The organism is Leucobacter sp. VD1, from assembly GCF_037150695.1.
Lineage (GTDB): Bacteria > Actinomycetota > Actinomycetes > Actinomycetales > Microbacteriaceae > Leucobacter.
This window is the reverse complement of sequence record NZ_JBBCPO010000003.1, coordinates 199718-224830: the sequence shown is the minus strand read 5'-3', so window position 1 is coordinate 224830 and position 25113 is coordinate 199718. Positions and strand designations below refer to the sequence as shown.

The window sequence follows — 25113 nt, the reverse complement described above, 5'->3', positions numbered from 1 at the left end:
GGGGCGCTTGTCCGCTCAGGGCGGAGCGGTGGAGCCCCGCCAGGCATGCGGAGCTCGGCCCGCGCGATCAGCTGTAGACGTGAGGCGCAAGCACTGCGACATCGCGCAGGTTGCGGTAATCCTCGGCGTAGTCGAGGCCGTATCCCACCACGAACTCCACGGGAATATCGAAACCGACGTAGGCCACATCGACCTGCACCTTGAGCGCCTCAGGCTTGCGCAGCATCGTGCAGATGCGCACCGACTTCGCACCGCGGCTCTCGAGATTCTCCTTCAGCCAGGCCAGGGTGAGGCCCGAGTCGATGATGTCCTCGACGATGAGCACGTCGCGCCCCGTGATATCGCTGTCGAGGTCTTTCAGAATCTTCACGACACCGCTCGACTTCGTGCCGGCACCGTAGGAGGAGACCGCCATCCAGTCCATCTGCGCGTGAAAGCGCAGCTCGCGGGCGAGATCGGCCATCACCATGACGGCGCCCTTGAGCACGCCGACGAGCAGCGGCGGCGCGTCGGCGTAGTCGGCCTCAATCTCGCGGGCCATCTCAGCAAGACGGGCGTGAAGCTCGGCTTCGGTGTGCAGTACGACGGAGAGGTCATCCCCCAGCTGTTTCGCGTCCATGCGTCTATTCTTCCACTGCTCGGGGGCGGATCAGCGCGGCGCTCTCGGAGAACCCGTCTGCCGCGCGAATCCGAGCTGCGATTGCGCACGAGCGACGCGGATACCCGGCACGAAAACCGGCCCCTGCCCGTGCCAGTCGACGACCAGCGCGGCAATGCTTGCCGTGTGCTCGCGGCTCAGCTGAGCGCCGAAATTGCGGGAGGCGACAACGCGTATCACCCGCGCGAGCAGCGCCATCGGCAACGATGCGAGCTCGGCGACGGGCAGAGCGACCTGATCTGAGTCCCCGGCAGGGATGCTGCGATTCGCACGGGCGGCGATGCCCGCGGCGAGGGCGTCGAGCGCATCGGCGTCCTCGCGTGCGAGATCGGCACTGCGCGCGAGCGCCGCAGGCATCCCCGGCCCCAGCTCTTCCACCAGCATGGGCAGCACCCGTTCGCGCACCCGTACACGGGCGAAGGCCGGGTCGCTGTTGTGCGGATCGCGCCACGGCTCGAGGCCGGCCTCCGCACACGCGGCCTCGGTGGTGGCCCGGGTGATCTCGGGTGATGATGCGAGGAAGGGGCGCAGGATCGCGGTGTCGGGGCCGGTCTCTGAGAGTCGGCGCCGCTGCGGGATTCCGGCAAGGCTGCGAGTGCCGGAACCTCGTGCCAGCGCCAGCAGCACCTGCTCGGCCTGATCGTCGCGGGTGTGGGCGGTGAGGATCGCGGCAGCCCCTGTGCGCGCCGCGGCCAGCGCGAACGCCTCGTAGCGGGCGCGGCGCGCGTTCGCCTCAGGGCCTGCTCCTCCATCTTCAACAGCCACCTGCTCGACGATGACCGGCGCGAGGCCGAGCTGTTCGGCCTGCCGGGCCGCAGCAGCGGCGATATCGGCTGAGCCGCTTTGCAGGCCGTGATCCACCACCACCGCACCGGCCAGCAATCCCGCCCGCCTCGCCTCGTACGCGGTGGCCGCCGCGAGCGCCAGCGAGTCTGCGCCGCCCGAGAGGCCCACGAGCACGAGCGCAGCGGATCCGCCCCCCAAATCATCGCGCAAACACCACTCTGCGAGCGCGCGCCGCACTGCAAGCCTGGTGTCGAGAAGAGCGCGCTGTACCATGCGATCAACGTTAGCGGGAGGGGCAGCAGGGCAGGCCGCGAAAATGCTAGGGTGCACGAAGACCACGTGCGCTGGGCGTTAGGGCCTGCGCCGGTCACGGCGAAGGAGCAGTCATGTCTCATGTCAACCGTCATCACCACGGCGGCGATGCCCGTGCGCAGCTCGATGTGAACCCCGTGTTCGTCAGGCCTGGTGAAGCGACGGAGCTGCCGAAGTTCGAGCTGCCGAGCCACGCCATGTCGCCGAGCACCGCCTATCAGATCGTGCACGACGAGGCCATGCTCGACGGCAACTCACGACTCAACCTCGCCACTTTCGTCTCCACCTGGATGGATGACGAGGCGCTGCGGCTCTACGCCGAGGCCGCCGACAAGAACATGATCGACAAGGATGAGTATCCCGCCACCGCCGACATCGAGGAACGGTGCTGGCGCATGCTCGCGAACCTCTGGCACGTGCCCGACATCAACGACACGATCGGCACTTCGACGATTGGATCATCAGAAGCCTGCATGCTCGGCGGCCTCGCACTGAAGCGGCGGTGGCAGGAGCGCAGGCGCGCGGAAGGCAAGCCCGCCGACAGGCCCAACCTCGTGCTCTCTGCGGGCGTGCAGGTGGTCTGGGAGAAGTTCTGCAACTACTGGGATGTGGAGCCCCGCTACGTTCCGGTCACGGAAGAGCATCTTGTGCTCGACGGGCACCATCTCGAGCAGTACGTCGACGAGTGCACGATCGGCGTCGTCGCGATTCTCGGGCAGACCTACACCGGGCTGTACGAGCCGGTGCGCGAAATTGCGGCGAAGCTCGACGAGATCGAACGGGAAACCGGCGTCGATGTGAAGATTCACATCGACGGCGCCTCGGGCGCGATGGTCGCCCCGTTCTGCCAGCCGGAGTTGGTGTGGGACTTCGCGATCGACAGGGTCAATTCGATCAGCACCTCCGGCCACAAGTACGGCCTCGTGTACCCCGGTGTCGGGTGGGTGGTGTGGCGCGACCGCGCGGCCTGCCCGGAGAGCCTCATCTTTCACGTCAGCTACCTCGGCGGAGACATGCCGACGCTCGCGCTCAACTTCTCGCGCCCCGGCGCGCAGGTGCTGCTGCAGTACTACCAGTTCTTGCGTCTCGGCTTCGAGGGCTACCGGGTGGTGCAGCAGAACTCGCTCGAAGTGGCGCAGTTCCTCTCTGCCGCCATCGAGCAGATGCCCGCGTTTGAATTGGTGAGCCGCGGCGACACAATCCCGGTCTTCGCCTGGCGCCTGGTGGCCGGCCACACCAAGAACTGGACACTGTTCGACCTCGCGGATCGCCTCCGCATGCGCGGCTGGCTCGTCCCCGCCTACCCCATGCCCGATGACATGTCGGATCTCGTCGTGCAGCGGATCGTGGTGCGTGTGGGCCTGAGTCGCGATCTCGCAGGGCACCTGCTCGATGCCATCACCGATGAGGTCGCATTCCTCGACGCGCTGGAAAGCCCGCTGCCCAGCAGCGGCAACGGTGGGTTCGCCCACTGATCCGCCCCTGGTCGTGACAGCCAGACACCGATCGGAGCCGCCCATGCCGAGCAGCAGCCCCGCCGGGCCCGGCGGAGGGCCGGCAGCCCTGCTGATGCCGACGCTGCGCAAGCAGAGCGTGCTCTTCATGATCGGTTCAGCGCTGTTTGCCGTCGGTTCGGCGCCGGGGCTGTCGACGGTGCTCGGGCCGCAGCTGGGCAACCTGGCGTTCTTCATCGGGGCCTGGTGGTTCACCGCTGCGGGGTTTGTGCAACTCGCGCTGAGCGGGCCACCACGCGGCAGTGACGGGCGGGGCGCTCTGCGAGCAGAGTGGCTCTCAGCCGCGATTCAAAGCGTCGGCACGCTGCTCTTCAACGTCAGCACCACTGCTGCGCTCTCGGCGACAACGATGCTCGCCGAACGGCATCTCGTCTGGCGCCCGGACGCCGGCGGTTCATTGGCCTTCCTCGTCAGCGCGGGCTTCGCGTGCGCTGCCTACCGCAGCGCACACACGACACTGTGGGATCCGCGACGGGGCGAGTGGTGGTCGGTCGTGGTGAATCTCGCCGGCTGTGTGGCCTTCGCAGTGTCGGCGATCGGTGCTTTCATCGAACCCGACGGCGATCCGCTCTCTCCACCGGCCGTGGACTGGGGCACCTGCATCGGCGCGGTCTGCTTCTTCATCGCATCGTGGCTCGTGCTCCCCCGCCAACGCTCGGCGACGCATCGGGTACCCTGAGACCGGCAACACACACCGAGGCAGCCAGCTGCTGTCTCTGCGACAGAAAGAGGAGCGCATGGCCGCCGCATTCGACGCAGTCATCGAGATCCCCAAGGGGAGCCGCAACAAGTACGAGGTCGACCACGAGACCGGTCGGGTGTACCTCGACCGCGTGCTCTACACGGGCTTCGTCTACCCGACCGACTATGGCTTCTTCGAGGAGACCCTCGGCGAAGACGGCGATCCGCTCGACGTGCTCGTGCTGCTCGACTACCCGGTCTTCCCCGGCGTGGGTGTGAAGGTGCGCCCGGTGGGCGTGCTGAAGATGAGCGACGAGGCCGGCGGCGACGACAAGGTCATCGCCGTGCAGCACAAGGATCCGCGCTGGTCGCATATCCAGGACGTCGCCGATATCCCGGAGTACACCCGCAAGGAGATCGAGCACTTCTTCGAGCACTACAAGGATCTCGAGCCCGGCAAGTGGGTGAAGGTCGACGCCTGGGGTTCGGCCGCCGACGCCGAGCAGCTGATCATCGAGGCGCAGCAGCGCCTCGCAGAGCAGCACTGAGGCATTCCCGGGGCGCGAGGCACGAGCGCCCCGGGGCAGCAGCGCCTCGCAGAGCAGCACTGAGGCTGCGCGCACATACGAGTGAGGGGCTCAGGATCATGTGATCCCGAGCCCCTCACTCGTATGTGCGGACGCGTTCTAGAAGTTGATGTAGAACGCAGGGTTCACGAAGTCGTACCAGCCGCTGTCTTGGTTCGGGCGCATCTCGAAGTGGAGGTGGCAGCCGGTGCTGGCGCCGGTGCTGCCGACGTAGCCGACGACCTGGCCGGCGTTGACCCACTGGCCGCCGCTCACGCTGGCCCACTGAATCATATGGGCATAGCGGGTCTGCCAACCGTTGGGGTGGTTGATGTTCACCATGTTGCCGCCGCCGTATGGGTCCCAGTAGGACATGGTGACGGTGCCTGACTGGGCGGCCACGATGGGCGTCCAGCACGCGGTGGCGAGGTCGATGCCGGTGTGGTTCCAGCGGCCCGGCGAGCGGAAGCCCTCGGACACGTAGTAACCGCTGGTGGGGCGCACCCATCCGTTGCTGGAGACAGGGGGCGGGGGCGAGATCACGCCGCCGCCGCCACCGCCGCCACCCCCGGTGCCACCACCGGGGTTCTTGGCGGCCTCCTCCTGGGCACGGCGCAGCGCCTCGGCGGCCTCAGCTGCCTGCCGCTGGCGCTCCTTCTCGGCGGCGATGCGCTGCTCCTCCTCGATGCGCAAGCGCTCGCGGTAGCCGTCCACCGTGGATGTGGTCTCATCCTTGAGCGCTTCGAGTTGCAGCTGCAGCTCGCGCTGTTGGGCCTCCTGGGCCCGCACACGATCTTCCTGCGAGGCCGCGGCCTCGGCGGCGGCCTGCTCCTTCACGGCCTGCTCCTGTCGCAGCACTTCGCGCTCGGCGCGGGCGCTCTCGGCCTGCTGGCTCAGCGCGTCGGCGGTGTTCGCGGCCTGCTCGGCCTCCTCCGAGAGCTGCGTGTTGCGCTCGGTGGCCTTCGACATCGAGGCCATGCGCTCGAGGAGGGCGTCGGCGGTGCTCCCGTCCGAGTCGAGGAAGAGCTCCATGCTGCGGTCGACACCGCCGGAGCGGTACATCTGGGCGACGATGACGCCTGCGCGATCCGCTGCGGCCTCGGCCTCCTGGCGGCTCTCCTCGGCCTGGCGCTCAAGGTTCTGCAGCTTCTCAGTGGCACGCGCGAGGTTCTGCTCGGCGGCGTTCAGCTCGGCCATAGCGACGGACGCAAGAGTGCGCAGACGGTCGAGCTCCTGCTGGCTCTGCGAGAGCAGGCCCTCGATCTCGGCGACCTTCTTGCCCGCCGAGGCCTCGTTCTGCTTGGCGCGCTGCACGTCGTCCCAGGTGGGGAGATCGAGCGCCTGCGCGGGAGCCGGCGCTGCAACAGCCTGCCCTCCGACAAGCAAACCGGCGGCGAGCGCGCAACTGCCGAGCACTCCGAAGACTCGTCTCAACGACCCTGCGTTCTTCTTCCCCATGTCCCCTGACTCCGTTTTCCGGACAGTGTGGTCCCAGCCCACCGTAACACTCCCGCTCTCAGCACGCACGGCTGGCAACGATCGGCGGCAGGCGTTCGGGCGCATCAGCCGTCGAGCAGGGCCGCCGCGAACATCGGTCTGGCAGCGTCGACGCCCGGCGGGTGGAAGAGCCCGGCGGCGGCGTCACGGTAGAGCCGGCTCGCCTCGTGTTCGCCGTCGAAGCCGGCTCCGCCGGAGCAGATGAGCGCGGTCTCGGCGCAGCGACGGGCCGCGTCGGCGGCGTTGATGCGGGTGCTGACGAGGTGCAGCGGCCAGCGTGCGCCGTGGTCGACGGCGTCGTCGAGATCTCGGGTGATCGCGTCGAGCTGTGCGGGCACCGCGAGGTATCCGAGATGAGCGTCGGCGAGTCTGGTGCGGTGTTCGGGCACCTCGGCGAGGCTCGTGCCGCTGCGGGCGGATCGGCGCCGACGCAGCCCCTCAGCGGCGACATCGAGCGCGCGGCGCGCAACACCGGCGTAGACGGAGGCCACCAGCAGCTGAAAGTTGCTCGCGATTGCGAAGGTGAGGAGATCCGGGTGGTCGCCCGCAGGAATGCGGCGCGCCACGCGATCCGCCGGCATGGGCGCGCCGTCGAGCACCGTGGTGCGGCTCTGCGAGGCCCGCATGCCGAGCACGTTCCAGTTGTCGGAGACCGTCACCCCGCCGCCGTCGCGTTCGAGGAAGCCGAAGACAAGGGTGGGCTGTGCGGGGTTGCTGTCGTCGAGACCGTGCACGATGAGCCGCGTCCAGACAGGCGAGAGGGAGGTGAAGATCTTCACCCCGGTGAGACGGTAGCCGCCCTCACCGTCGGCTTCGGCACGGGTGCCCGACCCCTGCAACACCCAATCGTTGCCCGGCTCGCTGATGCCAAAGGCGAACATCTCGCCGGCCATCGTCTCCTCGAAGACACGCGCGAGGGAGCGGTCGCCGCGCACGAACATGGCGCGCGCCACCCCCGTGCACATGAGGTGCATGTTGATCGCGAGCGCCGTCGCCGGGGCTGCAGTAGCGAGTCGCTGCTGCAGCCGCGACACCTCGTGCAGGGTGAGGCCGGGGCCGCCATACTCCTCTGGCACGAACAGTCGGAGGTAGCCGCGCTCACGCAGCTCTGCGAGATCGTCGGAGCAGAAGCCGTTCTCGCGATCGGTCACGGCGGCTCGCTCGCGAAAGCGGTGCAGCAGTTCGTCTGGCAGATAGCGCTCGGCTCGTTCGGCGTGCCTGGCTTCGCGATCCGGGGCCTGATTCTTCGTCGCGTTCTCGCTCACCCGGCCATGCTATCGAGCGCCCCCAACGGGTGCGGTTCGACTTCCGGGGTTCTCCCCCGGCGCGGCGCAGCTGCGGCGCAGGAACCCGGATCCGCCACTCACTCCTCCGTCGCGAGCAGCGCAGTGACCCGGTACGGAATGACCTCGCGCAGGAAGAGGCTGGTCGAGGTGCGGTTGATACCGGGGCAAAGGCGGATCTCTTCGCTTACCCGGTAGAGGTCGTCTGGGTCTTTCGCGACCACACGTAGCAGCAGGTCGGTGCTGCCCGCGGGCGCGAAGCACTCGAGCACCTCGGGGATGTTCGCGAGCGCCTCGACGGCCTCGCCGATCTGGTGCTGGTCAAGTTCGACCTGCACGCTCGCCCCCACAGGGCGGCCAAGCGAGGCCGGCGAGATGCGCGCGCTGTGCCGCCGCAGCACCCCAGAGTCACGCAGCTTCTCGAGTCGCGTCTGCACGGTGCCCCGAGCGAGGCCGAGCCGCATGGCGATCATGGCGGTTGGCATGCGCGCATCCTCGTCGAGAAGCGTCAGGATGCGACGGTCAGTCGCGTCGATTCCGCTCATATTGCCCACTTTCTGCTTTATTTATCCGTGCAGTATTGATCATAATGATCAATTGGCATCAGCTCGCTTGCACGATTCGCAGCATGTCGCTGTACTAGCTCGCAGGGCGCGGTCAGCGCACCGACCCGGCCCCGCAAGCGCAGCACCCCGCGCTCGCGGATCGAAACGCAGCACCACCCCCGCTGCAGAACCGAAAGCGAACACGCCTGTGAGCACCACCCCTGCCCTCGCCTCCCCGGAAACCGACGCCGCCGGCGCGACCTCACCCCTCGTCGCGCTGCACCGACCGAGATTGCGTGCGACGCTGACCGCCCTCACCCTCTTCAGCCTGCTCGCCGCGGCAAACCTCGCCACGCCTCTCTATCCACTCATCGAACGCAGGCTCGGCATCGACAGCTTCGGCGTCACTGTCGCCTTCTCGAGCTACGTACTGAGCCTGCTCGGAGGGCTGCTGTTGTTCCGCCGCCTGAGCGACGAACTCAACCGCCGCACCGTGCTGGTCTGCGCGCTGGTGGCGACGGCAGCGGCAACATTCGCTCTTGCACTCGCCCCGACGTTGGCCTGGTTCTGTGCCGCACGGGCGGTGCAGGGACTCGCGATCGCGGCCGCGACCGGCACAGGGTCGAGCGCCCTGCGCGTCTTGCTGGCAGGACGCTCCGACCTCAGCGGACGCCTCACCCTGCTCGCCACCTCCGGAGGCGTCGCCGCCGGGCCGATCTTGGGCGGGCTACTCTCACTGCTCGGAGCCGAAACGAGCGCGCCGTTCCTCGTCTGGTCGGCGCTGCTGCTGGCACTCGCGCCAGCCATCCTGTTGATCGCCCCACACCGGGAGTGCCGCCAGGCGATGGCCGGGGCGCGACGCGGCAACCGAGGAAAGTCTTGCCCGCGCTCAGAGACAACGAGGCCCTGCACTGCGAAACGCAGCGCTTTCGCACCTCCAACAGACACGGCCAGCGCGGCCAAAACGGCCAGAACGGCCCACCCGGCCTGCTCCGACACCGCCCCAGCCGATGGAAACTCTACGATTCGATTCGCCGCTCTCGTCGGCTTCGCGAGCTTCGCGCTCTTCGGCCTGTGCCTGTCGCTCGCGCCTTCGTTGCTCTCCGAGTTGCTGGCGACCGACTCGCTCCCGCTGCTCGGCTTGCTCGCCTCGCTCGTGCTGCTGGCCTCGGCCACGATGCAGCTGCTGCCGCTGCGGGGGGCCTGGCGCGCACCTCTCGGTCTCTCGCTCTTCGCGGCCGGCCTGCTCGCGCTGGGCGTCGCCCCCGCCATGTCTGCCCCGGCCTGCTTCGTCGTCGGCAGCCTCCTCGCCGGCGCCGGGCAGGGTGTCGCATTCCAGGCGGCGTTCGGTGCGGCCGTCGCAGCGGCACCCGCGTCGCGTCATGCGTCAACCGTCAACCTGGTCTACGCCATTACCTACCTGGGCAGCGCGCTTCCCGTGCTCGGGCTCGGGCTCGTGGCTCGCAGCACCGGTCTCGCGCCGGCCGTGCTGGGGTTCGCGGTGCTCGTCGCGTGCGGCTGCCTCATCCTCGCGGTACGCTCCCTGCGCAGGAGCATCTGCCACTGAGCGCAGTCCGCTACGGGGCGCGGCCGAGAAACTGCTCGAGGGTCCGTTGTTCGGGGTCGCTCAGCATCGAGCTGAAGCGGTCAGCGAGCGCGGTGCGGGCGATCCGACCGGCCTCTGTCGCGTCGCGCCGTTCGATTGCCTCGAAGAGCCCGGTGTCGATGCGCACCGATTCGAGCTTGACGCTGTTGTCGCCCGGGCTGCGCTCGGCGTCGCGCTGCAGCAGGCCGCGCAGCGCACCCCAGACGGCGTGGCCACTGAGAGAGAGGATCTGATTGCCGCTCGCCGCCCATACACGCTCGTGGAACGCAAGGTCGGCGTCGGCGAAGTCGGGCGCATCGGCCTCGGCCGCCTCCCGCATGCGCTCGATCCCTTCGCGCATGAGCGCGAGCTCTGCGTCGGTGTGGCGGATCGCTGCCAGCTCGCTCGCGGATCCATCGAGGATGATCCGGTACTGCAGCAACTCAGCGAGATCGAGCGAGGCGGTGCCGAGCATGGTGCGGAATGATCGCCCGAGCGTATCGGGCGACGGTGCGAGCACCACGGGTCCGCCGCGGGTGCCGGGGCGCGGTTCGAGCAGACCCATGCTCTGCAGCACGCGCAGCGCCTCGCGCACGGTGGGGCGGCTCACTCCGAACTGACCCATCAGGTCGCGCTCGCTGGGCAGCTGGGATCCCACGGGGAATTCGCCCGAGAGGATCGCGTGCTCGATCTGCTCGACGATCCGTTGGTAGGTGTAGACCGGCGAGGCTGCGGTGAAGCTGTGCGAGGAGGTCAACGTTGAGGCTCCTTGGGGGCGCGTCGTCTGGCAGAGGCGCCTTCAGTCTAGTGCCCGGCGCGGCAGGGGCGGCGGGTGTTCCGGCCCGAGTCTCTAGGTCGGCTCTGTTGCACCAAGTGGCCTTACCATCTATCCTGTTGCTTGTCTCTCAGTGCCGAGAGCGCGATCGACGTCCTCCCGGTTCGAAAGCTCCTCGCGCACCGACGACAATGGCCTGGGGCAGGTTCCGCGCCCCAACGTCACATGCCCGACACGCCGACTCCGTCGGCACTCCCTGCGACAGGAAGCAAAGATGCGACGCAAGACACCACTCATCCTCACCGCGGCACTCGCGGCGGCCACGGCGCTCGTGCTCGCTGGCTGCTCGGCCGGCTCGGGCGGCAGCACCGGCGCAGCCGACACCGCCGAGCGCACCTCGGCCACCATCGCGCTCACCGCCGCACCCGTGAACCTCGACTTCACCACCACCGCCGGCGCGGCGATCCCGCAGGCACTCATGTCGAACGTGTACGAGGGCCTGGTCGAGATCAACCAGGAGGGCGAGATCGTCCCGCTGCTCGCCAAGGAGTGGAGCCTGAGCGACGACCGCAAGACCTACACCTTCACACTGAACGAGGGCGTTACCTTCTCGAACGGCGAGCCCTTCACCGCCGCCGACGTGAAGTTCAGCTTCGACCGAGTCAAGACCGACTGGACCACCACCCTCAAGGGCAAGATGGACGTCGTCGAAAGCGTCGAGGTACTCTCCGACACCGAGGTCGCGGTGCACCTCACCCAGCCCTCGAACGCTTGGCTGTTCAACATCGCCACCCCCATCGGCGCGATCTTCAGCCCCAGCGGCGTCGACGATCTCGCCAACGCTCCGGTGGGCACGGGCCCCTACGAGGTCGCCTCCTGGACCCCGAACGAGAGCCTTGTGCTCGACACCCGCGACGACTACTGGGGCGACGCCCCCGGCGTCGAGCAGGTCACACTGAAGTACCTCGCCGACGCCACCGCGACCACCAACGCCCTGCGCACCGGCGACGTCGACGCGATCGTCAACCTGCAGGCACCCGAGCTCGTGAGCACCTTCGAAGAGGACCCGGCCTTCGAGGTCGTCTCGGGCACCTCGAGCGGCGAGATCTCGCTGTCGCTCAACAACCGCATCGCCCCCTTCGACGATGTGCGGGTGCGCCAAGCCGTGCTGCACGCGCTCGACCGCCAGGCGATCATCGACACCGCCTGGAACGGCTACGGCTCGCTCACCGCCACCTACGTGACCCCGCTCGAGCCGTACTATGTCGATCTCAACGACGCCTACGAGTACAACCCCGAGAAGGCCAAGGAGCTGCTCAAGGAGGCCGGAGCCGAGAACCTCGACATCACCTTCAAGGTTCCGACTCGCCCTTACGCGCAGGCCGTCTCTGAGATCGTGGTCTCCCAGCTCGCCGCGGTGGGCATCAACGCCACCATCGAGTCGTCGGAGTTCCCGGCAGTGTGGCTCGAGGACGTGTTCACCAACCACAACTACCAGATGACCACGGTGCTCGCCGTCGAGGCGCGCGACCTGCTCACCGTTTTCAACAACCCCGACTACTACATCGGCTACGACAACTCGAAGATCGCGCCCATCGCAGCCGAGGCCGACGCCGCAGACGAGGCCGGCTACATCGAGGGCATGCAACAGGTGCAGAAGCAGATCGTCGACGACGCTGCAAGCGGCGTGCTGTTTCTCTTCCCGAACATCGTGATCACCACGGCAGGCCTCGAGGGCGTGCCGGAGAACGCGATCGTCGAGGCACTCAACCTCACCGATCTCTCCTGGAAGTAGCGACACCCGGTCCCCGGTCGCGGCGCCCCGGCGCCCCGACCGGGGACCATCCCGTACCCCCGTTCCGAGCCCGCCGATCCGGGCTGCGACAAGGAGCCCCATGGCCATACGACTACTCGTGAACCTCGTGCGCTTCGCGGCGACGTTCCTCGTGGCGACCGTCGTCGTCTTCCTCTTCATGCGGCTCATCCCCGGCGACCCTGCCCAGGTCGCTCTAGGCGTCAACGCCAGCCCCGAGCTGCTCGAGCAGATGCGCGCGCAGTTCGGCACCGACCGTCCCCTCGCCGTGCAGTACCTCGACTGGGTTGGCGGCCTGCTGCGCGGCGACTTCGGCGTCTCCTACGTCACCCGGCAGGACATCAGCCCCCTCGTCATCGACCGACTGCAGGTGAGTCTCATCCTCGTCCTCACCGCGATGGCGGTCGCACTGCTCGTCGCAATCCCGCTCGGCACGATCGCCGCCGTGCGCCATCGCAACTTCTCGGGCATCGCGATCGGTGCCGTCTCGCAGCTCGGCGTCGCGATCCCCGGATTCCTCGCAGGCATCCTGCTCGTCATCGTCTTCTCCATCCAACTCGGATGGTTCCCCGCGGGCGGCTGGACGCCCCCGAACCAGGACTTCGGCGAGTTCCTGCGCCGACTGTTCCTGCCCGTGCTCGCCCTCGCATCAGTGCAGGGCGCAATCCTCACCCGCTACGTGCGCAGCGCCGTGCTCGAGATCATGAGCGAGGACTACTTGCGCACCGCCCGCGCGAAGGGCCTCAGCAAGACGGGGGCACTGCTCAAGCACGGCATGCGCAACGCCGCGATCCCGGTCATCACCGTGACCGGCGTGCAGATCGCCGCGCTCATCATCGGCGCCGTGGTGATCGAGCGCGTCTTCGTGATCCCCGGCCTCGGCTCGATGCTGCTCGACGCAGTGGGCAACCGCGACCTGCTCACCGTGCAGTCGCTCGTGATGGTGCTCGTCGCGATCACCCTGCTCATGAACCTCCTCATCGACGTGATCTACACGATCGTCGACCCGCGCATGCGAAAGAGCTCCTGACATGGACACCACGCAGAACCCCGTCCCCTCCAGCCAGGCTCCGCGCACGAGCGCGATCGCCGCGCCCCGCACGCCCCGCCGTCGCATCGGACGCCGGCGCCTCTCACCCACGCTCATCGCAGGCCTCGTGCTGGTGGGCATCGTCGCCATTACCGCACTGCTCTCCTTCGTATGGACGCCCTACGACCCGGTGCAAGCGAACCCAGCCGACCGGCTGCAAGGACCGAGCCTCGCCCACCTCTTCGGCACAGACAAGTACGGCCGTGATCTCTTCTCCGGGATGCTCGTGGGCGCCCGCATCACCCTCTTCGTCGGTCTCATCTCGGTGGGTATCGCCCTGCTCGTCGGCACCCCACTCGGCATCATCGCGGGCATCCGCGGCGGCTGGATCGAAGAGGTCATCATGCGCACCTCAGACATCGCCCTCGCGTTCCCGGCACTGTTGCTCGCGATCATGTTCGGCGCCGTGTTCGGCCCGTCGACGGTGTCGGCGATGATCGCGATCGGCATCTCCACCATCCCGGGCTTCGCCCGGGTCGCCCGATCCGGCACCCTCCAGGTCATGAGCACGGAGTACGTGCTCGCGGCACGGGCCGCGAGCCAGTCGCGATTCCGGATCGCGGTGCGCCACGTGCTCCCCAACATCATCGGCATCGTCGTGGTGCAGTGCTCTGTGGCCTTCGCGCTCGCCGTGCTCGCGGAGGCGGCTCTGAGCTTCCTCGGCCTCGGCACCCCGCCGCCGACGCCGTCGTGGGGGCGCATGCTGCAGGAGTCGCAGCAGTTCCTCGGCACGCATCCCTCGCTCGCGATCTTCCCCGGCGTAGCCATCGCGATCGCCGTGATGGGCTTCAACCTGCTGGGCGACGGCCTGCGCGACCGATTCGATCCGAAGCTGAACGGAGGCCGCTCATGAGCGCCACCCCCGAAGCGGCCGGCACGCCGCTGCTCACCGTCGACCACCTGCGGGTCTCCGCCGGCGAGCGCACGCTCGTGCACGACTTCTCGCTGCACATGCAGCGGGGCGAGCGCATCGGCCTCATCGGGGAGTCCGGATCGGGCAAATCGATGACCACCACCGCGCTGCTCGGCCTGCTGCCCTCCGGCGTCACCGCGACGGGCTCGGTACGGTTCGGCGACTCGCCCCGCAACCTGCTCGAGACGCGCGACTCCGAGCTCATGAAGATCCGCGGCAACGACGTGGCGATGGTCTTCCAGGAGCCACTCACCGCACTCAACCCGCTCATGCGCGCCGGCGATCAGGTCGCCGAGATCATGCTGCAGCACCGCACCGTGTCGGGCAAGGCCGAGGCGCGACGCCGCGCGGTCGAGATGCTCGACGCGGTGAAGCTGCCGAACCCGGCCGAGGCAGCCAGGGCCTACCCGCACCAGCTGTCGGGCGGGCAGCGCCAGCGCGTGATGCTGGCGATGGCCCTCGCCAACGACCCGAGCCTGCTGCTCTGCGACGAGCCCACCACCGCGCTCGACGTCACCGTGCAGCGCCAGGTGCTCGACCTGATCCTCGAGCTGGTGCGCGAGCGCGGCACCGGTCTACTCTTCATCACCCACGACCTCGCCGTCGTCGCGAATATGTGCACGCGCGTGCTCGTGATGAACCAGGGCGAGATCGTTGAGGAGGGGCCGACCGAGCAGGTGTTCACCCGGCCGCAGCACCCCTACACGCGGGGCCTGCTGGCGGCGTCGGATCTCGAGGCGACCGATGCAAGCGGACGCCTCTTCACGGTCGCGAGCGCCGCGTCGTACGTGCCTCCGACCCCGGAGGAGGAGCGCGCCGCGGAGGCCGCGGCAGCGCAGGCCGCACGCGCCGCACGCGCGGCCCAGACTGCTGCGGAGACGGCCGACACCCCGGTGGCCGTGGCCGGCACGACCCCAACGGGCCCCGAGGCCGCCGCTCACACCGCTGAGCCGGTGATCCGCGTCACTGACCTCGTGCGCACCTACTCCCGGGGCCGCACGAGTCTCTTTAAACCAGCACCCCTCGTGCACGCGCTCAAGGGCATCTCATTCGAGGTGCCCGAGGGCGGCAGACTGGGCGTCGTCGGCGAATCGGGATCCGGCAAATCGACCCTGCTGCGCATCCTCGCGGGCCTCGACCAGCCCACCTCGGGCAGCGCTGTGGTCGCGGGCAACGAAGTGGCCGGCGCACGCGAGTCGCAGCTGCGCGAACTGCGCCAGAACCTGCAGATCGTGTTCCAGGATCCGATGGGATCGCTCGACCCGCGTATGACCGTCGAGCAGATCATCTCCGAACCCCTGCTCGTGCGAGGCCGCAACGAGAGCGCCGAGCAGCGCTCCCGCATGGTCGCCGAGATGCTCGAGGCCGTGGGGCTGCCTGCCGATGCGGCCGAGCGCTACCCCCACCAGTTCTCCGGGGGCCAGCGCCAGCGCATTTCGATCGCCCGCGCGCTCATCTGCCGGCCGAAGGTGGTGGTTGCCGATGAGCCCGTCAGCGCGCTCGATGTCTCGGTGCGCGCGCAGGTGCTCAATTTGCTCGCCGACCTCGTTGACGAGTACGGCCTCACGCTCGTGTTCGTGTCGCACGACCTCGGCGTCGTGCGACACCTCTGCGACTCGGTCGTGGTGATGCAGTCCGGCGAGATCGTCGAGGCCGGCGACACTGAGACCGTCTACAACGCCCCTCAGCATCCGTACACGCAGCGCCTGATCGATTCGTCGCTCACGCTGCGGCAGGAGCTGGCCAACGCTTTCTGAGCCGCCACGACCGCCCGCCCGATCCGCAGCCCCGCGGCCCCGCGCCGCAGTGAGGAGATCCACATGACCGACCCGCAGCAGATCATCACCCTCGACGCTGGTGCCCTCTCGGCGGCGTACGCGAGCGGCGATCTCACCCCCGACGAGGTCGCTGAGGCGGTCATTGCCCGCGTCGAGGCGCGCGAGCCCGAGCTGGGAGCCCTCTATCTGTTCGATCCCGAGCAGTTGCGCACCGACGCCGCGGCATCGGCGGCTCGTTGGCGTGCCGGCGAGCAGCGAAGCCGCTTCGACGGCGTGCCCGTGACGGTCAAGGAGAACATCGCTCGGGCCGGGCAGCCGAAGCCCTCCGGCACCGCAATTCCGAACCCGCCGATCGCCGAGCGCAACGCCCCCACCACCGACCGGTTGCTCGAAGCCGGTGCCGTGATCGTGGGCTCGACCACGATGCCCGACTGGGGCATGCTGTCATCCGGCGTCTCCAGCCTGCACGGCATCACCCGCAACGGCCTCGATCCGGCGCTCACCGCGGGCGGCTCGAGCTCGGGCGCGGGCACCGCGGCTGCCGCAGGCTACGGTCCCCTGCACGTCGGCACCGACATCGGAGGCTCCATCCGCCTGCCTGGCTCCTGGCAGGGCCTCACCGCGCTCAAACCGAGCGAGGGCCTCATCCCCCTTGACGTGCCCTACACCGGCCGCGCGGCCGGCCCCCTCACGCGCACGAGCGCCGACGCGATCCGCCTCATGTCGATCATTGCGCGGCCCGACCCCCGCGACTATCTCACGCGCCCGTACCCGCCGATGGACTGGTCGACCGAGCCGCTCTCCCCCGCCGGCATGCGCGTCGCACTGCAGCTCGACGCCGGTTCCGGCCTACCGGTAGAGGCCGAGACTCGCGCCGCAGTTGAGCGCGCCGCGCAGCTCTTCGCCGACGCAGGCGCCACCGTTGTGCCGCTCGACCCCTTCGTGCCCGCGGAGGTGCTCGACGGGCTCGTTGATTTCTGGCGCAGCCGCTCCTACGCAGACTACGAGGCGCTGAGCGAGACGGATCGCACTCATGTGCTCCCGTTCATCGCCGAGTGGTGCGGTGCCGGCGCCGGCTTCAGCGCGGCCCAGACGGTGCGCAACCGCGGCTGCGCCGACACCATGGCGCAGCTCACGCGCGCCGCGACCGAGCCGTTCGACCTGGTGCTCTCACCCGTGACCCCGGTGGCCGCGTTCGCCGCCGAGGATCCGATGCCGGTCACTGACCCGCTGCAGACCATGGGTCACATTTCGTTCACGGTGCCCTACAACATGTCGGGTCAGCCCGCCGTCTCGGTGAATGCGGCGGTGCAGGCCGACGGTCGCACCGTGGGGTTGCAGATCGCGTCGCGGATCGGCAGCGACGATCGTCTGCTGCGCGTCGCCCGCTGGTTCGAGACCGTGCGCGGCGACGCGGCCGCGGTCGATTGGGACTCGATCACGTAGTGCCGGGTTCCATCCCCAGGATGCGTCCGAGCCCCGTCTGTCAGCTTTCCGAGGGAAGCTGACATACGGGGCTCGGCTACTGCGGTGCGGGCGGCGCCGGCGCTGCGTTACGCCGTGGGCGGCGTGAAGCGGCCGTCAATCGCTGTCCAGCCGCCGTCGACGAACAGCGTGGATCCGGTGACGAAGCTCGACGCGTCGGAGGCCAGGTAGACGACGGCGCCGGCGAGCTCGTCGGGGCGCGACCAGCGGCCCAGCGCGCTCTTCGTGGCGTAGGCGCGGTCCCACGCCTCGTCCTGCTTGATCTGCACGGTGAGCGGGGTTTCCACGATGCCGGGGGCGACGACGTTGACGCGCACGCCCTGCGCGCCGAACTCGGCCGCCGCGGTCTTCGCGAGCTGCACGAGGCCGGCCTTGGTGGCGGCGTAGACGCCTTGCCCGGGCTCGACGACCTGGGCGCGGATCGATGCGAAGCCCACGATTGATCCGCCGCCGTTCGCGGCGAAGGCCTTGCCGAAGTGGCGGATCAGCTGGAACGACGAACGCAGGTTGAGGTTCACGACGCGGTCGTACTCGTCCATGGTGTAGTCCGCCATGCGCTTGCGCACGTTCATGGCGGCGGTGAACACGAGCGCCGAGGCCGTGCCGAAGCGCTCGGCGGCGGCTTCCACCTCGGCGTCGTCGAGCACATTGAGGCGGAAGGCCTCGGCCGCACCGCCGCGCTCGGCGATCGCGGCGGCGGTGGCCTGGGCCGCATCGAGCGAGAGGTCGGCGACGACCACGTGCGCCCCGTGGGCGGCGAGCGCCAGGGCGGCTTCGCGGCCGATGCCCCCGGCGCCCACGACCACGGCGGTGCGGCCGTCGAGGCGGAAGAGCTGAGAGTAGTCGGGGGTGCTGGTCATGCGGTGCTGCTTTCTGTCGGTGGGGGCGGCGCGGCGGGAGAGGCCTGAGCCGCGGGCGGCCGAGGCTGCGCGCGGCGGGGTGGTCAGCGGCGGGCGACGGGCCGGATCATCGCCATGCGGGTCACGGTGAACTCCTCGATGGCATAGCGGGGGCCTTCCCGGCCCACCCCCGAGTCCTTGACGCCGCCGTAGGGCATGATGTCGGATCGGAAGCCGGGGATCTCGTTGACGACCACACCGCCCACTTCGAGCCGGTCGAGCGCCGCGAAGGCGCTCTCGAGCGAAGTGGTGAAGATCGCGGCCTGCAGGCCGTAGCGGGAGTCGTTGACGACGTCGATCGCCTCGTCGACCGAGTCGACCACGGTGAGGCAGACGACGGGACCGAAGATCTCCTCGCGCCACACCTCGACGTCGCGGGGTACGGAGCCGAGCACGATGGGCGGCACCGCCGCAGCGCGGTCGGCCTGCGCGAGGGCCTCGGCCGAGGGGGCGAGCAGTTCGGCGCCGGCGTCGAGGGCTCGCGCGACTGTGGCGCGGATCCGGTCGCCGGATGCGTCGTTGATGACGGGGGCGACGTTGGTCTCGGGATCGCGGGGGTCGCCGACCACCAGTTCGCCAAGCCGCTCGGTGAGCCGCGCAGCGAAGCGGTCGGCGATGCGGCGCTGCAGCACGATGCGCTGTACCGAGATGCAGGCCTGCCCGTTAGCGTAGAAGCCGCCCGCCAGCACGGCACTGACGGCCGCTTCGACATCGGCATCGTCGGCGACGATGAAGCCCGTGTTCGAGCCAAGTTCGAGCAGCGCCTTGCGGGGGGCCGCTTGCTGGGCGATGAGGTGGCCGATCTTCGCGGATCCGGTGAACGAGACCACCTGGGCGCGGGGGTCGCGCACCAGCAGTTCGCCCACTTCGGGGCCGCCGTTGACGAGCTGAGCCGCGGCACCGGTCACGCCGTGCGCGGTGAGCACGTCGCGCACGATCACGAAGAGCTCGATGGTGGCGAGGGGCGTGTTGGGGGCGGGCTTCACGATGATCGGGCAGCCCGCGGCGATCGCGGGGGCTAGCTTGTGGGTGGCGAGCAGCACGGGGTAGTTGAAGCCGGCGATGCCGACGACCACGCCGGCGGGCTTGCGGGTGTAGTAGCCGACCATGCCGCGGCCGAGCTCCTGCAGATCGAGGGGCACGGTTTCGCCGGTGACGTGGGAGGTCTCTTCGGCGGTGGCCTCGAAGGTGACGATGGTGCGGGCTATCTCGACGCGGCAGTCGCGCAGCGGCTTGCCGGTCTCCAGCACGAGCAGCTGCTCGAAGCGCGCGCGGTCGGCGCGCAGGCGAGCACCGATGTCGGCGAGGATCGCCTTGCGCTGAGCGGTGGTCAAGGCGGCGACTTCGGCCCGCGCGGCCTCGGCGGCGTCGAGGGCGTCTGCGGAGTCGGCGGTCGTGCTCTGCGGTGCCTCGGCGACGAGGCTGCCGTCGAAGGGGAACACGATCCGGGCGCGGTCTGCGACCTCGTGCCAGGCAGTGCCGATGGGCAGACTGCCGGCGGGCGCGCGCAGCTCGATGGGGTGCGGGGAGGGGTGCATGGGGGATCCTTCACAGCCGGAGAGCCGCACGGGTCGCGTCATCGCGAGCGCCCCCTGCGACGGGGATCGGTGCCGCCGCTCTTGGCGAGGGCACCCGGGAGGGCATCCTCGCCATCGAGTGGCCTTACCATTAATATAGGTGAAAAGATCCGCTGCAACAAGGAACGAGACCCCGATGACGCGCTCCCACTCCATTGCTGTCCTCCCCGGCGACGGGATCGGCCCCGAGGTCATCGCCTGCGCACTCGAGGTGCTCGACGCCGCCGAGCAGCGCTTCGACTTCACCACCGAGCGCAACGAATTCGCCGCCGGCGCCAATCACTACCTCGCCACCGGTGAGCTTTTCGATGCGATCGAACCGCTGCTGCGCGACAAGGATGCGATTCTCTTCGGCTCCATGGGCGACCCCCGCGTCACCCCCGGCATCCTCGAGCGCGGGTTCATCCTCGAGATGCGCCAGCGCTTCCAGCAAGCCGCGAACGTGCGCCCCGTGCGCCTCTACCCCGGGGTCCCCACGCCTATCGCGGGCCTCACCCCCGAGCGCTGCGAGATGGTGATCGTGCGAGAGAACACCGAGGGCGCCTACGTCGGCCGCGGCTCCACCGTGCACGCCGGCACCCCCCACGCAGTCGCGATGCAGGAGTCGCTCAACACCCGCGCCGGCATCGAGCGCGTCGTCGACTTCTCGTTCAGGCTTGCCCTCGGACGCCGCCGCCGCCTCACGCTCTGCCACAAGACGAATATCCTCGTCGCCGCCGGTCAGCTCTGGCAGCAGGTCGTCGCCGAAGTTGGCGAGCGCTACCCCGAGGTCGAGGTCGACTACGTGCACGTCGACGCAATGTGCTTCCACCTCCCGCTCACTCCCGAGCGCTTCGACGTGGTGGTCACCGACAACCTCTTCGGCGACATCATCACCGACCTCGGCGCGGTGATCCAGGGCGGCCTCGGCGTGGCTACGAGCGCCAACCTCAACCTCGACGGCAGCGCCCCCAGCATGTTCGAGGCGATCCACGGCTCCGCACCCGACATCGCGGGCACCGGCTGGGCCAACCCTGCCGGCGCAATCCTCTCGCTCGCCCTCATGCTGGGACACCTGGGCGAGGGCGAAGCGGCGCGCGCCGTCGAGGCCGCCACGGTCGAGGTGCTCGGCGGGCTGCCCGCACTGGCCGGTGCCGAGATGGGCCTCAGCACGCCGCAGATCGGGTCGCGGATCGCGGAGATCGTACGAGAGGGGCGAGCCGACGCCGCGCTCGTGCCAGACTCTCTGCTCGGCGTGCTCGCCGCCGTCGCACCGTCACGACTCTAAGACGTTCGCGGATCCTCACCCGCGCTCACCCACTCGAAGAGCCGCGGCGCGGATCCGCGCTACCGCAGCTCGGGCTTCGAGAAACGCAGCCGGGCTACCAGCGCGAGCACCGCCACCACAACCGCACCCCACACAAGACCGAAGACCGCAGACAGCCCGCTCTCGATCAGCCAAACCACAATGCCTGGTCCGTGCACGGCGTGCGTGATGTCGTGCACGATGCCGTAGGGCGCTGCCACACCCACCTCCGCGAGGTTGACCAGCAGAATATGGCCGCCCACCCAGAGCATCGCGACCACACCCACAATGCTCAGCAGGCGAAACACCACCGGCATCGCTTTCACGAGCCAGCTGCCGAGCACTTTCAGCGCCCGCGGGCGGCGACGCCGCAGCCAGAACCCGGCATCGTCCATCTTCACCAACAGCGCCACGCTTCCGTAGACGATCACCGTCATGAGCAGACCGACCACGATAAGGATCGCGAGCCGCATCAGCCACGATTCGGCGTCGATGTTGGCGAGCGAGATCAGCATGATCTCGATGGAGAGCACGAGGTCGGTGCGCACTGCGCTGCCCACAATCTGCTTCTCGTCGGTTTCGGTGCGCTCCACCACTTCCTCGACGGTGTGCTCGTCGCCGTGCCCGCGCAGCGCTCCGATCCAGTGCCACACCTTCTCGGCACCCTCGTACGCGAGGTAGGTGCCGCCCACGAGCAGCAGCCAGGGAAACACCCACGGCGCCCAGATGCTGAGCAGCATGATGCCGACGATGATGCCCGCTTTGTTGAGCAGCGAGCCGCGCGCGATCCGCCACACCACGGGCAGCTCCCGGCTGGGGCTGATGCCGCGCACATACTGCGGGGTGACCGCGGCGTCGTCGATCACCACACCCGCAGACTTCGCCGAGGCTTTCGCAGCGCCGGCCACGACGTCGTCGATCGAGGCGGCCGCCGCTCGCGCCAGCACGGCGATGTCGTCGAGAAGGGCAAAGAAGCTACCGCTCACTGGGATTCCTTAACGGGTCGGGCCTGCGCAGGCGAGGGGCGGATCACCTCACGCGATCCGCCCCTCAACTCTACGGTGTGTGCCGCCGCGAACTCAGCTCTCCTCGTCGGGAGTGGGGGTCTTCTCACGCGTTTCGGGGTGACGCACCAGCCCCGGATCGTGCATCCCGTAGCGCGGGTTGTCGATTCGGCCCTCACGGCCGTAATCGACTGTGGATCCGTCGAGGATCGGGCGGTTCTGCGTGCCGCCCTTCGGCGGTGACGACGCGGTACCTTCGCCGTTGGCGGCCTCGGTCGCGGTCGCCTGGTGCACTTCGTTCTTATCTGACTCGGACATCTCTTCCTCCGTCTCTCCGGCTTCAGCTGCGATGCCAACGCTACGCGCGGCATCGCACACCAAAACACCCCGTTGACTCCGAGAGTTGAAAGCGTTAGAGCACCCGATTCAGGCGGATCGGCACTTCGCCTACGCGCGGCGATACTGCGCCGTGATGGGGCAGTCGAAGGGGTCGCGGGCGGCGAGGCCCACACGGTTGAGATAGTCGATGACGATCGCGTATGAGCGCCACAGCGACGTCTCCGTGTAGGGCACGTCGAGTGTGCGGCAATGCTCGCGCACGATCTCGCGCGCCTTCGCGAGGTGCGGCCTGGACATGCTCGGGAAGAGGTGGTGCTCGACCTGGTAGTTGAGGCCGCCCATGAGAATCGTCGCCCACCAGCCGCCGCGAATATTGCGGGAGGTGCGCACCTGCTTCGTGAAGAAGTCGAGCTTCGCGTCGTGGGCGATCACCGGCATGCCCTTGTGGTTCGGGGCGAAGGAGGCACCCATGTACACCCCGAAGACGGCGAGCTGCACACCCATGAACGCGAACGCCATCCCCAGCGGCAGCAGCAGGAACACCGGCACCAGCAAGATCGCGAAGCGAGCCGCGATGATCCCGATCTCGATCCAGCGACCCTTCACCGGGCCCCGACCGAACAGATGCTTGAAGCTGTGGAAGTGCAGATTGAGGCCCTCGAGCGTGAGCAGCGGGAAGAAGAACCAACCCTGGCGCTTCGTGATCGCGCGACGCAGGCCGCGCGCTTCCACAGCATCCTCTTCGATGAACGAGATCGTGTCGACCTCGATGTCGGGATCTTTGCCCACGCGGTTGGGGTTGGAGTGGTGGCGGGTGTGCTTTGAATCCCACCAGGAGTAGCTCATGCCGATGGCACCAGCGAGGATGCGCGCGAGACGGTCGTTCGCCGGGCCGAGCGAGAGGATTTGCCGATGCGCGGCCTCGTGCGCAAGAAACGCGATCTGCGTGAAGATAATGCCGAGCGCGGCGGCGATGAGCAGCTGGAACCAGCTGTCGCCCAGCAGAATGAAGCCGGTGACTGCGCCTCCGAATGCGAGCGCGACTGCGGCACCTACCGAGCTGTAGAACCAGGGCGCGCGGCGCAGTAGCCCGGACTCGCGCACCACCTCGGAAACCCTGGTGTAGGCCTTCGCGATCGGCGGAAAGTCTTCACGGCGAGCCCTCGTGGGGCGCAACGGCCCGAGGCCGTCGAGCCCGGAGACTTGCTGGGCACTGGTAGACGACATACGCGGCACCTTGTTTCTGTCAGAACCGCGCGGGAGGCGATTCGGGAAAGCCAAGGGCGGGCGCCGATCGCTGTCCTCACGCTATCGGCAGCACCATACGGCAGGCTGCATAGGAGGCGAAGACGCGCAAACGCTCAGATGATGCTCAGGCGATGCGGTGCTCGTGAATGGCGGTATTCAGGGACACCGCACCCAGTTCGAGGTAGAGCTGCTGCTCGGTCACCGACACCGTCATCGTGTTGCGTCGCGCGAGCCCCGCGACCGCCGCGTCGATGAACCCAGGGTCAAACGAGCGCAACGGAATGTGCTCGGCGCGATGGATCGTCTTGCCCTCCCACGACGCAAGCAGCTTTGCTGGGTCGCGGTGCGTGTAGACGGCTGCCCGGTCGGCGAGCTTGCTGCCGAAGTGCAGCCGCTGCGCGTCAGGCGCACCGATCTCGATCCACCCCGTGATCCGCCCGGTGAGATCACGCACCAGCACCGCAGGCTCCTCCGTCGACGACACCCCACCGGCGCCGAAGGCGATGCCCTCCTCGTATTCGAGGCAGTATGCGAGCACTCGGGTCATCATGAATGCGTCCGTCTCCGACGGGTGCCTCGCAACGCGCAGCGACCATTCCTCGTACACGCCGCTGTCAACATTCGCCAGCTGCACCTCGAAGGTGTGAATCGTCGCGCCAATCGCCATGACTCCCGAGCCTAGCGGCGCAACAGTGGCCGCCCCACTCGCGGGGCGGCCACTGAGTGTGTCACTGCTGAGGTTCGGCGGGCGGCATCAGCACGCCGTCGACGAGGTACACCACCGCGTTGGCGGTCTGCACGCCGCCGCAGATCACGTTGACCCCGTTCACCTGCAGTGCGTCGCCCGAACCCGTCACCGTGAGATCGTCGCCCTCGACGGTGGTGTGGTCGCCCGCGATATCGGCCGGCTCGATCTGGCCGGGCACCACATGGTAGGTGAGAATGCTGGTGAGCAACGCGCTGTCGGTCTTCAAGGTGTCGATCGTTGCGGGGTCGATCTTGCCGAAGGCGTCATCGACGGGAGCGAAGACCGTGAACTCGCCGCCGTTGAGCGTGTCGACGAGGTCGACTGCGGGGTTGAGCTGACCGCTCACCGCCGACACGAGCGTGGTGAGCATCGGGTTGTTCGACGCCGCGACCGCAACCGGATCCTGCGACATGCCCTGGATCGAGCCTGCCCCATCAGGCACTGCCTCGGCGTAGGCGGCGCAGCCGGGCCCCACGAGGTTCGCTGCCGGATCCATCGTCTCCATCGACGGCGATTCGGTCTGGCTCGACTCCTGCTTCGTATCCGACGACATGTCGTTGGATGCTCCCATCGAACATCCGGTCAGCGTCGCAGCTCCGACGAGCGTGAGCGCGAACGCGGTGCCGAGGGTCTTCTTCGTGGTGAACATGATTCCTCCTCAGATTGCCAACCGCGGAAACTCGCGGATTGTTGAGGTGTTCGGAGCCGAACGGCACCCGGATGGGAAATTCG

At 68.5% G+C, this 25113-nt stretch carries 23 protein-coding genes; 10 read left to right on the top strand and 13 right to left on the bottom strand.

All coding sequences use genetic code 11. From position 1 onward, the window contains the following. Window positions 1-67: 67 nt before the first annotated feature. Complete coding sequence (gene hpt, locus WFL22_RS10095) at window positions 68-619, bottom strand: hypoxanthine phosphoribosyltransferase (RefSeq protein ID WP_336992666.1); 552 nt, start codon at window positions 617-619, stop codon at window positions 68-70. A 30-nt stretch (window positions 620-649) separates the two neighbouring features. Further along, window positions 650-1717, bottom strand: a complete 1068-nt coding sequence (gene tilS / locus WFL22_RS10090; RefSeq protein ID WP_336992664.1) for a tRNA lysidine(34) synthetase TilS — start codon at window positions 1715-1717, stop codon at window positions 650-652. Between the two features lie 113 nt (window positions 1718-1830). Between tilS and WFL22_RS10085 the strand changes: the two genes are divergently transcribed. Genes WFL22_RS10085 through ppa form a run of 3 tightly spaced genes read left to right on the top strand, consistent with a single transcriptional unit; the run spans window position 1831 to window position 4499 of the window. Beyond that, a complete protein-coding gene (locus WFL22_RS10085; RefSeq protein WP_336992662.1) occupies window positions 1831-3231 on the top strand; it encodes a glutamate decarboxylase in 1401 nt (466 codons plus the stop codon). Between the two features lie 43 nt (window positions 3232-3274). After that, the gene (locus tag WFL22_RS10080; protein ID WP_336652019.1) at window positions 3275-3949 is read left to right on the top strand and encodes a hypothetical protein; all 675 of its coding nucleotides are present in this window, start codon (window positions 3275-3277) and stop codon (window positions 3947-3949) included. A gap of 58 nt (window positions 3950-4007) precedes the next feature. Further along, a complete protein-coding gene (gene ppa, locus WFL22_RS10075) occupies window positions 4008-4499 on the top strand; it encodes an inorganic diphosphatase (protein WP_336652020.1) in 492 nt (163 codons plus the stop codon). 138 nt (window positions 4500-4637) lie between these two features. On the opposite strand, the gene WFL22_RS10070 is transcribed toward ppa, so the two are convergent. From WFL22_RS10070 to WFL22_RS10060, 3 genes are all read right to left on the bottom strand, one after another. After that, the gene (locus WFL22_RS10070; RefSeq protein ID WP_336652021.1) at window positions 4638-5975 is read right to left on the bottom strand and encodes a peptidoglycan DD-metalloendopeptidase family protein; all 1338 of its coding nucleotides are present in this window, start codon (window positions 5973-5975) and stop codon (window positions 4638-4640) included. Window positions 5976-6079: 104 nt separating this feature from the next. Beyond that, the gene (locus WFL22_RS10065; RefSeq protein ID WP_336652022.1) at window positions 6080-7279 is read right to left on the bottom strand and encodes an acyl-CoA dehydrogenase family protein; all 1200 of its coding nucleotides are present in this window, start codon (window positions 7277-7279) and stop codon (window positions 6080-6082) included. Window positions 7280-7377: 98 nt separating this feature from the next. Beyond that, the gene (locus WFL22_RS10060) at window positions 7378-7842 is read right to left on the bottom strand and encodes an Lrp/AsnC family transcriptional regulator (RefSeq protein WP_336652023.1); all 465 of its coding nucleotides are present in this window, start codon (window positions 7840-7842) and stop codon (window positions 7378-7380) included. 208 nt (window positions 7843-8050) lie between these two features. Between WFL22_RS10060 and WFL22_RS10055 the strand changes: the two genes are divergently transcribed. Further along, a complete protein-coding gene (locus WFL22_RS10055) occupies window positions 8051-9409 on the top strand; it encodes an MFS transporter (protein WP_336992660.1) in 1359 nt (452 codons plus the stop codon). 10 nt (window positions 9410-9419) lie between these two features. Here WFL22_RS10055 and WFL22_RS10050 read toward each other — a convergent pair whose 3' ends face one another. After that, window positions 9420-10184 carry a FadR/GntR family transcriptional regulator gene (locus WFL22_RS10050; protein ID WP_336652025.1) on the bottom strand — a complete coding sequence of 255 codons (765 nt, stop codon included), beginning with the start codon at window positions 10182-10184 and terminating at the stop codon, window positions 9420-9422. Between the two features lie 292 nt (window positions 10185-10476). Here WFL22_RS10050 and WFL22_RS10045 point away from each other — a divergent pair, with 292 nt between their 5' ends. From WFL22_RS10045 to WFL22_RS10025, 5 genes are all read left to right on the top strand, one after another. After that, the gene (locus tag WFL22_RS10045) at window positions 10477-11997 is read left to right on the top strand and encodes an ABC transporter substrate-binding protein (protein ID WP_336992658.1); all 1521 of its coding nucleotides are present in this window, start codon (window positions 10477-10479) and stop codon (window positions 11995-11997) included. Window positions 11998-12097: 100 nt separating this feature from the next. Continuing rightward, on the top strand, window positions 12098-13045 hold the full coding sequence (locus WFL22_RS10040; RefSeq protein WP_024355634.1) for an ABC transporter permease: 948 nt from the start codon (window positions 12098-12100) through the stop codon (window positions 13043-13045). Window position 13046: 1 nt separating this feature from the next. Further along, entirely contained in the window at window positions 13047-13958 is a 912-nt protein-coding gene (locus WFL22_RS10035; RefSeq protein ID WP_336652027.1) for an ABC transporter permease, read from the top strand. Then, window positions 13955-15775 carry an ABC transporter ATP-binding protein gene (locus WFL22_RS10030; protein WP_336992656.1) on the top strand — a complete coding sequence of 607 codons (1821 nt, stop codon included), beginning with the start codon at window positions 13955-13957 and terminating at the stop codon, window positions 15773-15775. The genes WFL22_RS10035 and WFL22_RS10030 overlap by 4 nt, the downstream gene beginning before the upstream one ends. Window positions 15776-15838: 63 nt before the next feature. Further along, on the top strand, window positions 15839-17242 hold the full coding sequence (locus tag WFL22_RS10025) for an amidase (protein ID WP_336992654.1): 1404 nt from the start codon (window positions 15839-15841) through the stop codon (window positions 17240-17242). 107 nt (window positions 17243-17349) lie between these two features. On the opposite strand, the gene WFL22_RS10020 is transcribed toward WFL22_RS10025, so the two are convergent. Together WFL22_RS10020 and WFL22_RS10015 are read right to left on the bottom strand one after the other, a co-directional pair. Next, window positions 17350-18228, bottom strand: a complete 879-nt coding sequence (locus WFL22_RS10020; RefSeq protein ID WP_336992999.1) for an SDR family NAD(P)-dependent oxidoreductase — start codon at window positions 18226-18228, stop codon at window positions 17350-17352. After that, a complete protein-coding gene (locus WFL22_RS10015) occupies window positions 18225-19718 on the bottom strand; it encodes an aldehyde dehydrogenase family protein (protein WP_336992652.1) in 1494 nt (497 codons plus the stop codon). The genes WFL22_RS10020 and WFL22_RS10015 overlap by 4 nt, the downstream gene beginning before the upstream one ends. A gap of 175 nt (window positions 19719-19893) precedes the next feature. Here WFL22_RS10015 and WFL22_RS10010 point away from each other — a divergent pair, with 175 nt between their 5' ends. Continuing rightward, window positions 19894-21024: a 3-isopropylmalate dehydrogenase gene (locus WFL22_RS10010; protein ID WP_336992650.1), complete on the top strand. Its 1131-nt coding sequence runs from the start codon at window positions 19894-19896 to the stop codon at window positions 21022-21024. 59 nt (window positions 21025-21083) lie between these two features. On the opposite strand, the gene WFL22_RS10005 is transcribed toward WFL22_RS10010, so the two are convergent. The 5 genes from WFL22_RS10005 to WFL22_RS09985 form a co-directional block, all read right to left on the bottom strand. Further along, the gene (locus WFL22_RS10005; RefSeq protein WP_336992648.1) at window positions 21084-22028 is read right to left on the bottom strand and encodes a DUF808 domain-containing protein; all 945 of its coding nucleotides are present in this window, start codon (window positions 22026-22028) and stop codon (window positions 21084-21086) included. Window positions 22029-22121: 93 nt separating this feature from the next. Beyond that, window positions 22122-22364 (bottom strand): hypothetical protein, encoded by a 243-nt coding sequence (locus WFL22_RS10000; protein WP_336992646.1) that lies wholly within the window; start codon window positions 22362-22364, stop codon window positions 22122-22124. Between the two features lie 129 nt (window positions 22365-22493). Continuing rightward, complete coding sequence (locus WFL22_RS09995; protein WP_336992644.1) at window positions 22494-23612, bottom strand: fatty acid desaturase family protein; 1119 nt, start codon at window positions 23610-23612, stop codon at window positions 22494-22496. A 145-nt stretch (window positions 23613-23757) separates the two neighbouring features. After that, the gene (locus WFL22_RS09990; protein WP_336992642.1) at window positions 23758-24300 is read right to left on the bottom strand and encodes a YaeQ family protein; all 543 of its coding nucleotides are present in this window, start codon (window positions 24298-24300) and stop codon (window positions 23758-23760) included. Window positions 24301-24361: 61 nt separating this feature from the next. Further along, on the bottom strand, window positions 24362-25030 hold the full coding sequence (locus WFL22_RS09985) for a fasciclin domain-containing protein (RefSeq protein ID WP_336992640.1): 669 nt from the start codon (window positions 25028-25030) through the stop codon (window positions 24362-24364). Window positions 25031-25113: the final 83 nt, after the last annotated feature.

Bases quoted from the DNA above. Each gene is read 5' to 3' on its own strand.
- hpt (WP_336992666.1), bottom strand. From the start codon at position 619: ATGGACGCGAAACAGCTGGGGGATGACCTCTCCGTCGTACTGCACACC.
- tilS (WP_336992664.1), bottom strand. From the start codon at position 1,717: ATGGTACAGCGCGCTCTTCTCGACACCAGGCTTGCAGTGCGGCGCGCG.
- WFL22_RS10085 (WP_336992662.1), top strand. From the start codon at position 1,831: ATGTCTCATGTCAACCGTCATCACCACGGCGGCGATGCCCGTGCGCAG.
- WFL22_RS10080 (WP_336652019.1), top strand. From the start codon at position 3,275: ATGCCGAGCAGCAGCCCCGCCGGGCCCGGCGGAGGGCCGGCAGCCCTG.
- ppa (WP_336652020.1), top strand. From the start codon at position 4,008: ATGGCCGCCGCATTCGACGCAGTCATCGAGATCCCCAAGGGGAGCCGC.
- WFL22_RS10070 (WP_336652021.1), bottom strand. From the start codon at position 5,975: ATGGGGAAGAAGAACGCAGGGTCGTTGAGACGAGTCTTCGGAGTGCTC.
- WFL22_RS10060 (WP_336652023.1), bottom strand. From the start codon at position 7,842: ATGAGCGGAATCGACGCGACTGACCGTCGCATCCTGACGCTTCTCGAC.
- WFL22_RS10045 (WP_336992658.1), top strand. From the start codon at position 10,477: ATGCGACGCAAGACACCACTCATCCTCACCGCGGCACTCGCGGCGGCC.
- WFL22_RS10040 (WP_024355634.1), top strand. From the start codon at position 12,098: ATGGCCATACGACTACTCGTGAACCTCGTGCGCTTCGCGGCGACGTTC.
- WFL22_RS10035 (WP_336652027.1), top strand. From the start codon at position 13,047: ATGGACACCACGCAGAACCCCGTCCCCTCCAGCCAGGCTCCGCGCACG.
- WFL22_RS10030 (WP_336992656.1), top strand. From the start codon at position 13,955: ATGAGCGCCACCCCCGAAGCGGCCGGCACGCCGCTGCTCACCGTCGAC.
- WFL22_RS10025 (WP_336992654.1), top strand. From the start codon at position 15,839: ATGACCGACCCGCAGCAGATCATCACCCTCGACGCTGGTGCCCTCTCG.
- WFL22_RS10015 (WP_336992652.1), bottom strand. From the start codon at position 19,718: ATGCACCCCTCCCCGCACCCCATCGAGCTGCGCGCGCCCGCCGGCAGT.
- WFL22_RS10010 (WP_336992650.1), top strand. From the start codon at position 19,894: ATGACGCGCTCCCACTCCATTGCTGTCCTCCCCGGCGACGGGATCGGC.
- WFL22_RS10000 (WP_336992646.1), bottom strand. From the start codon at position 22,364: ATGTCCGAGTCAGATAAGAACGAAGTGCACCAGGCGACCGCGACCGAG.
- WFL22_RS09995 (WP_336992644.1), bottom strand. From the start codon at position 23,612: ATGTCGTCTACCAGTGCCCAGCAAGTCTCCGGGCTCGACGGCCTCGGG.
- WFL22_RS09990 (WP_336992642.1), bottom strand. From the start codon at position 24,300: ATGGCGATTGGCGCGACGATTCACACCTTCGAGGTGCAGCTGGCGAAT.
- WFL22_RS09985 (WP_336992640.1), bottom strand. From the start codon at position 25,030: ATGTTCACCACGAAGAAGACCCTCGGCACCGCGTTCGCGCTCACGCTC.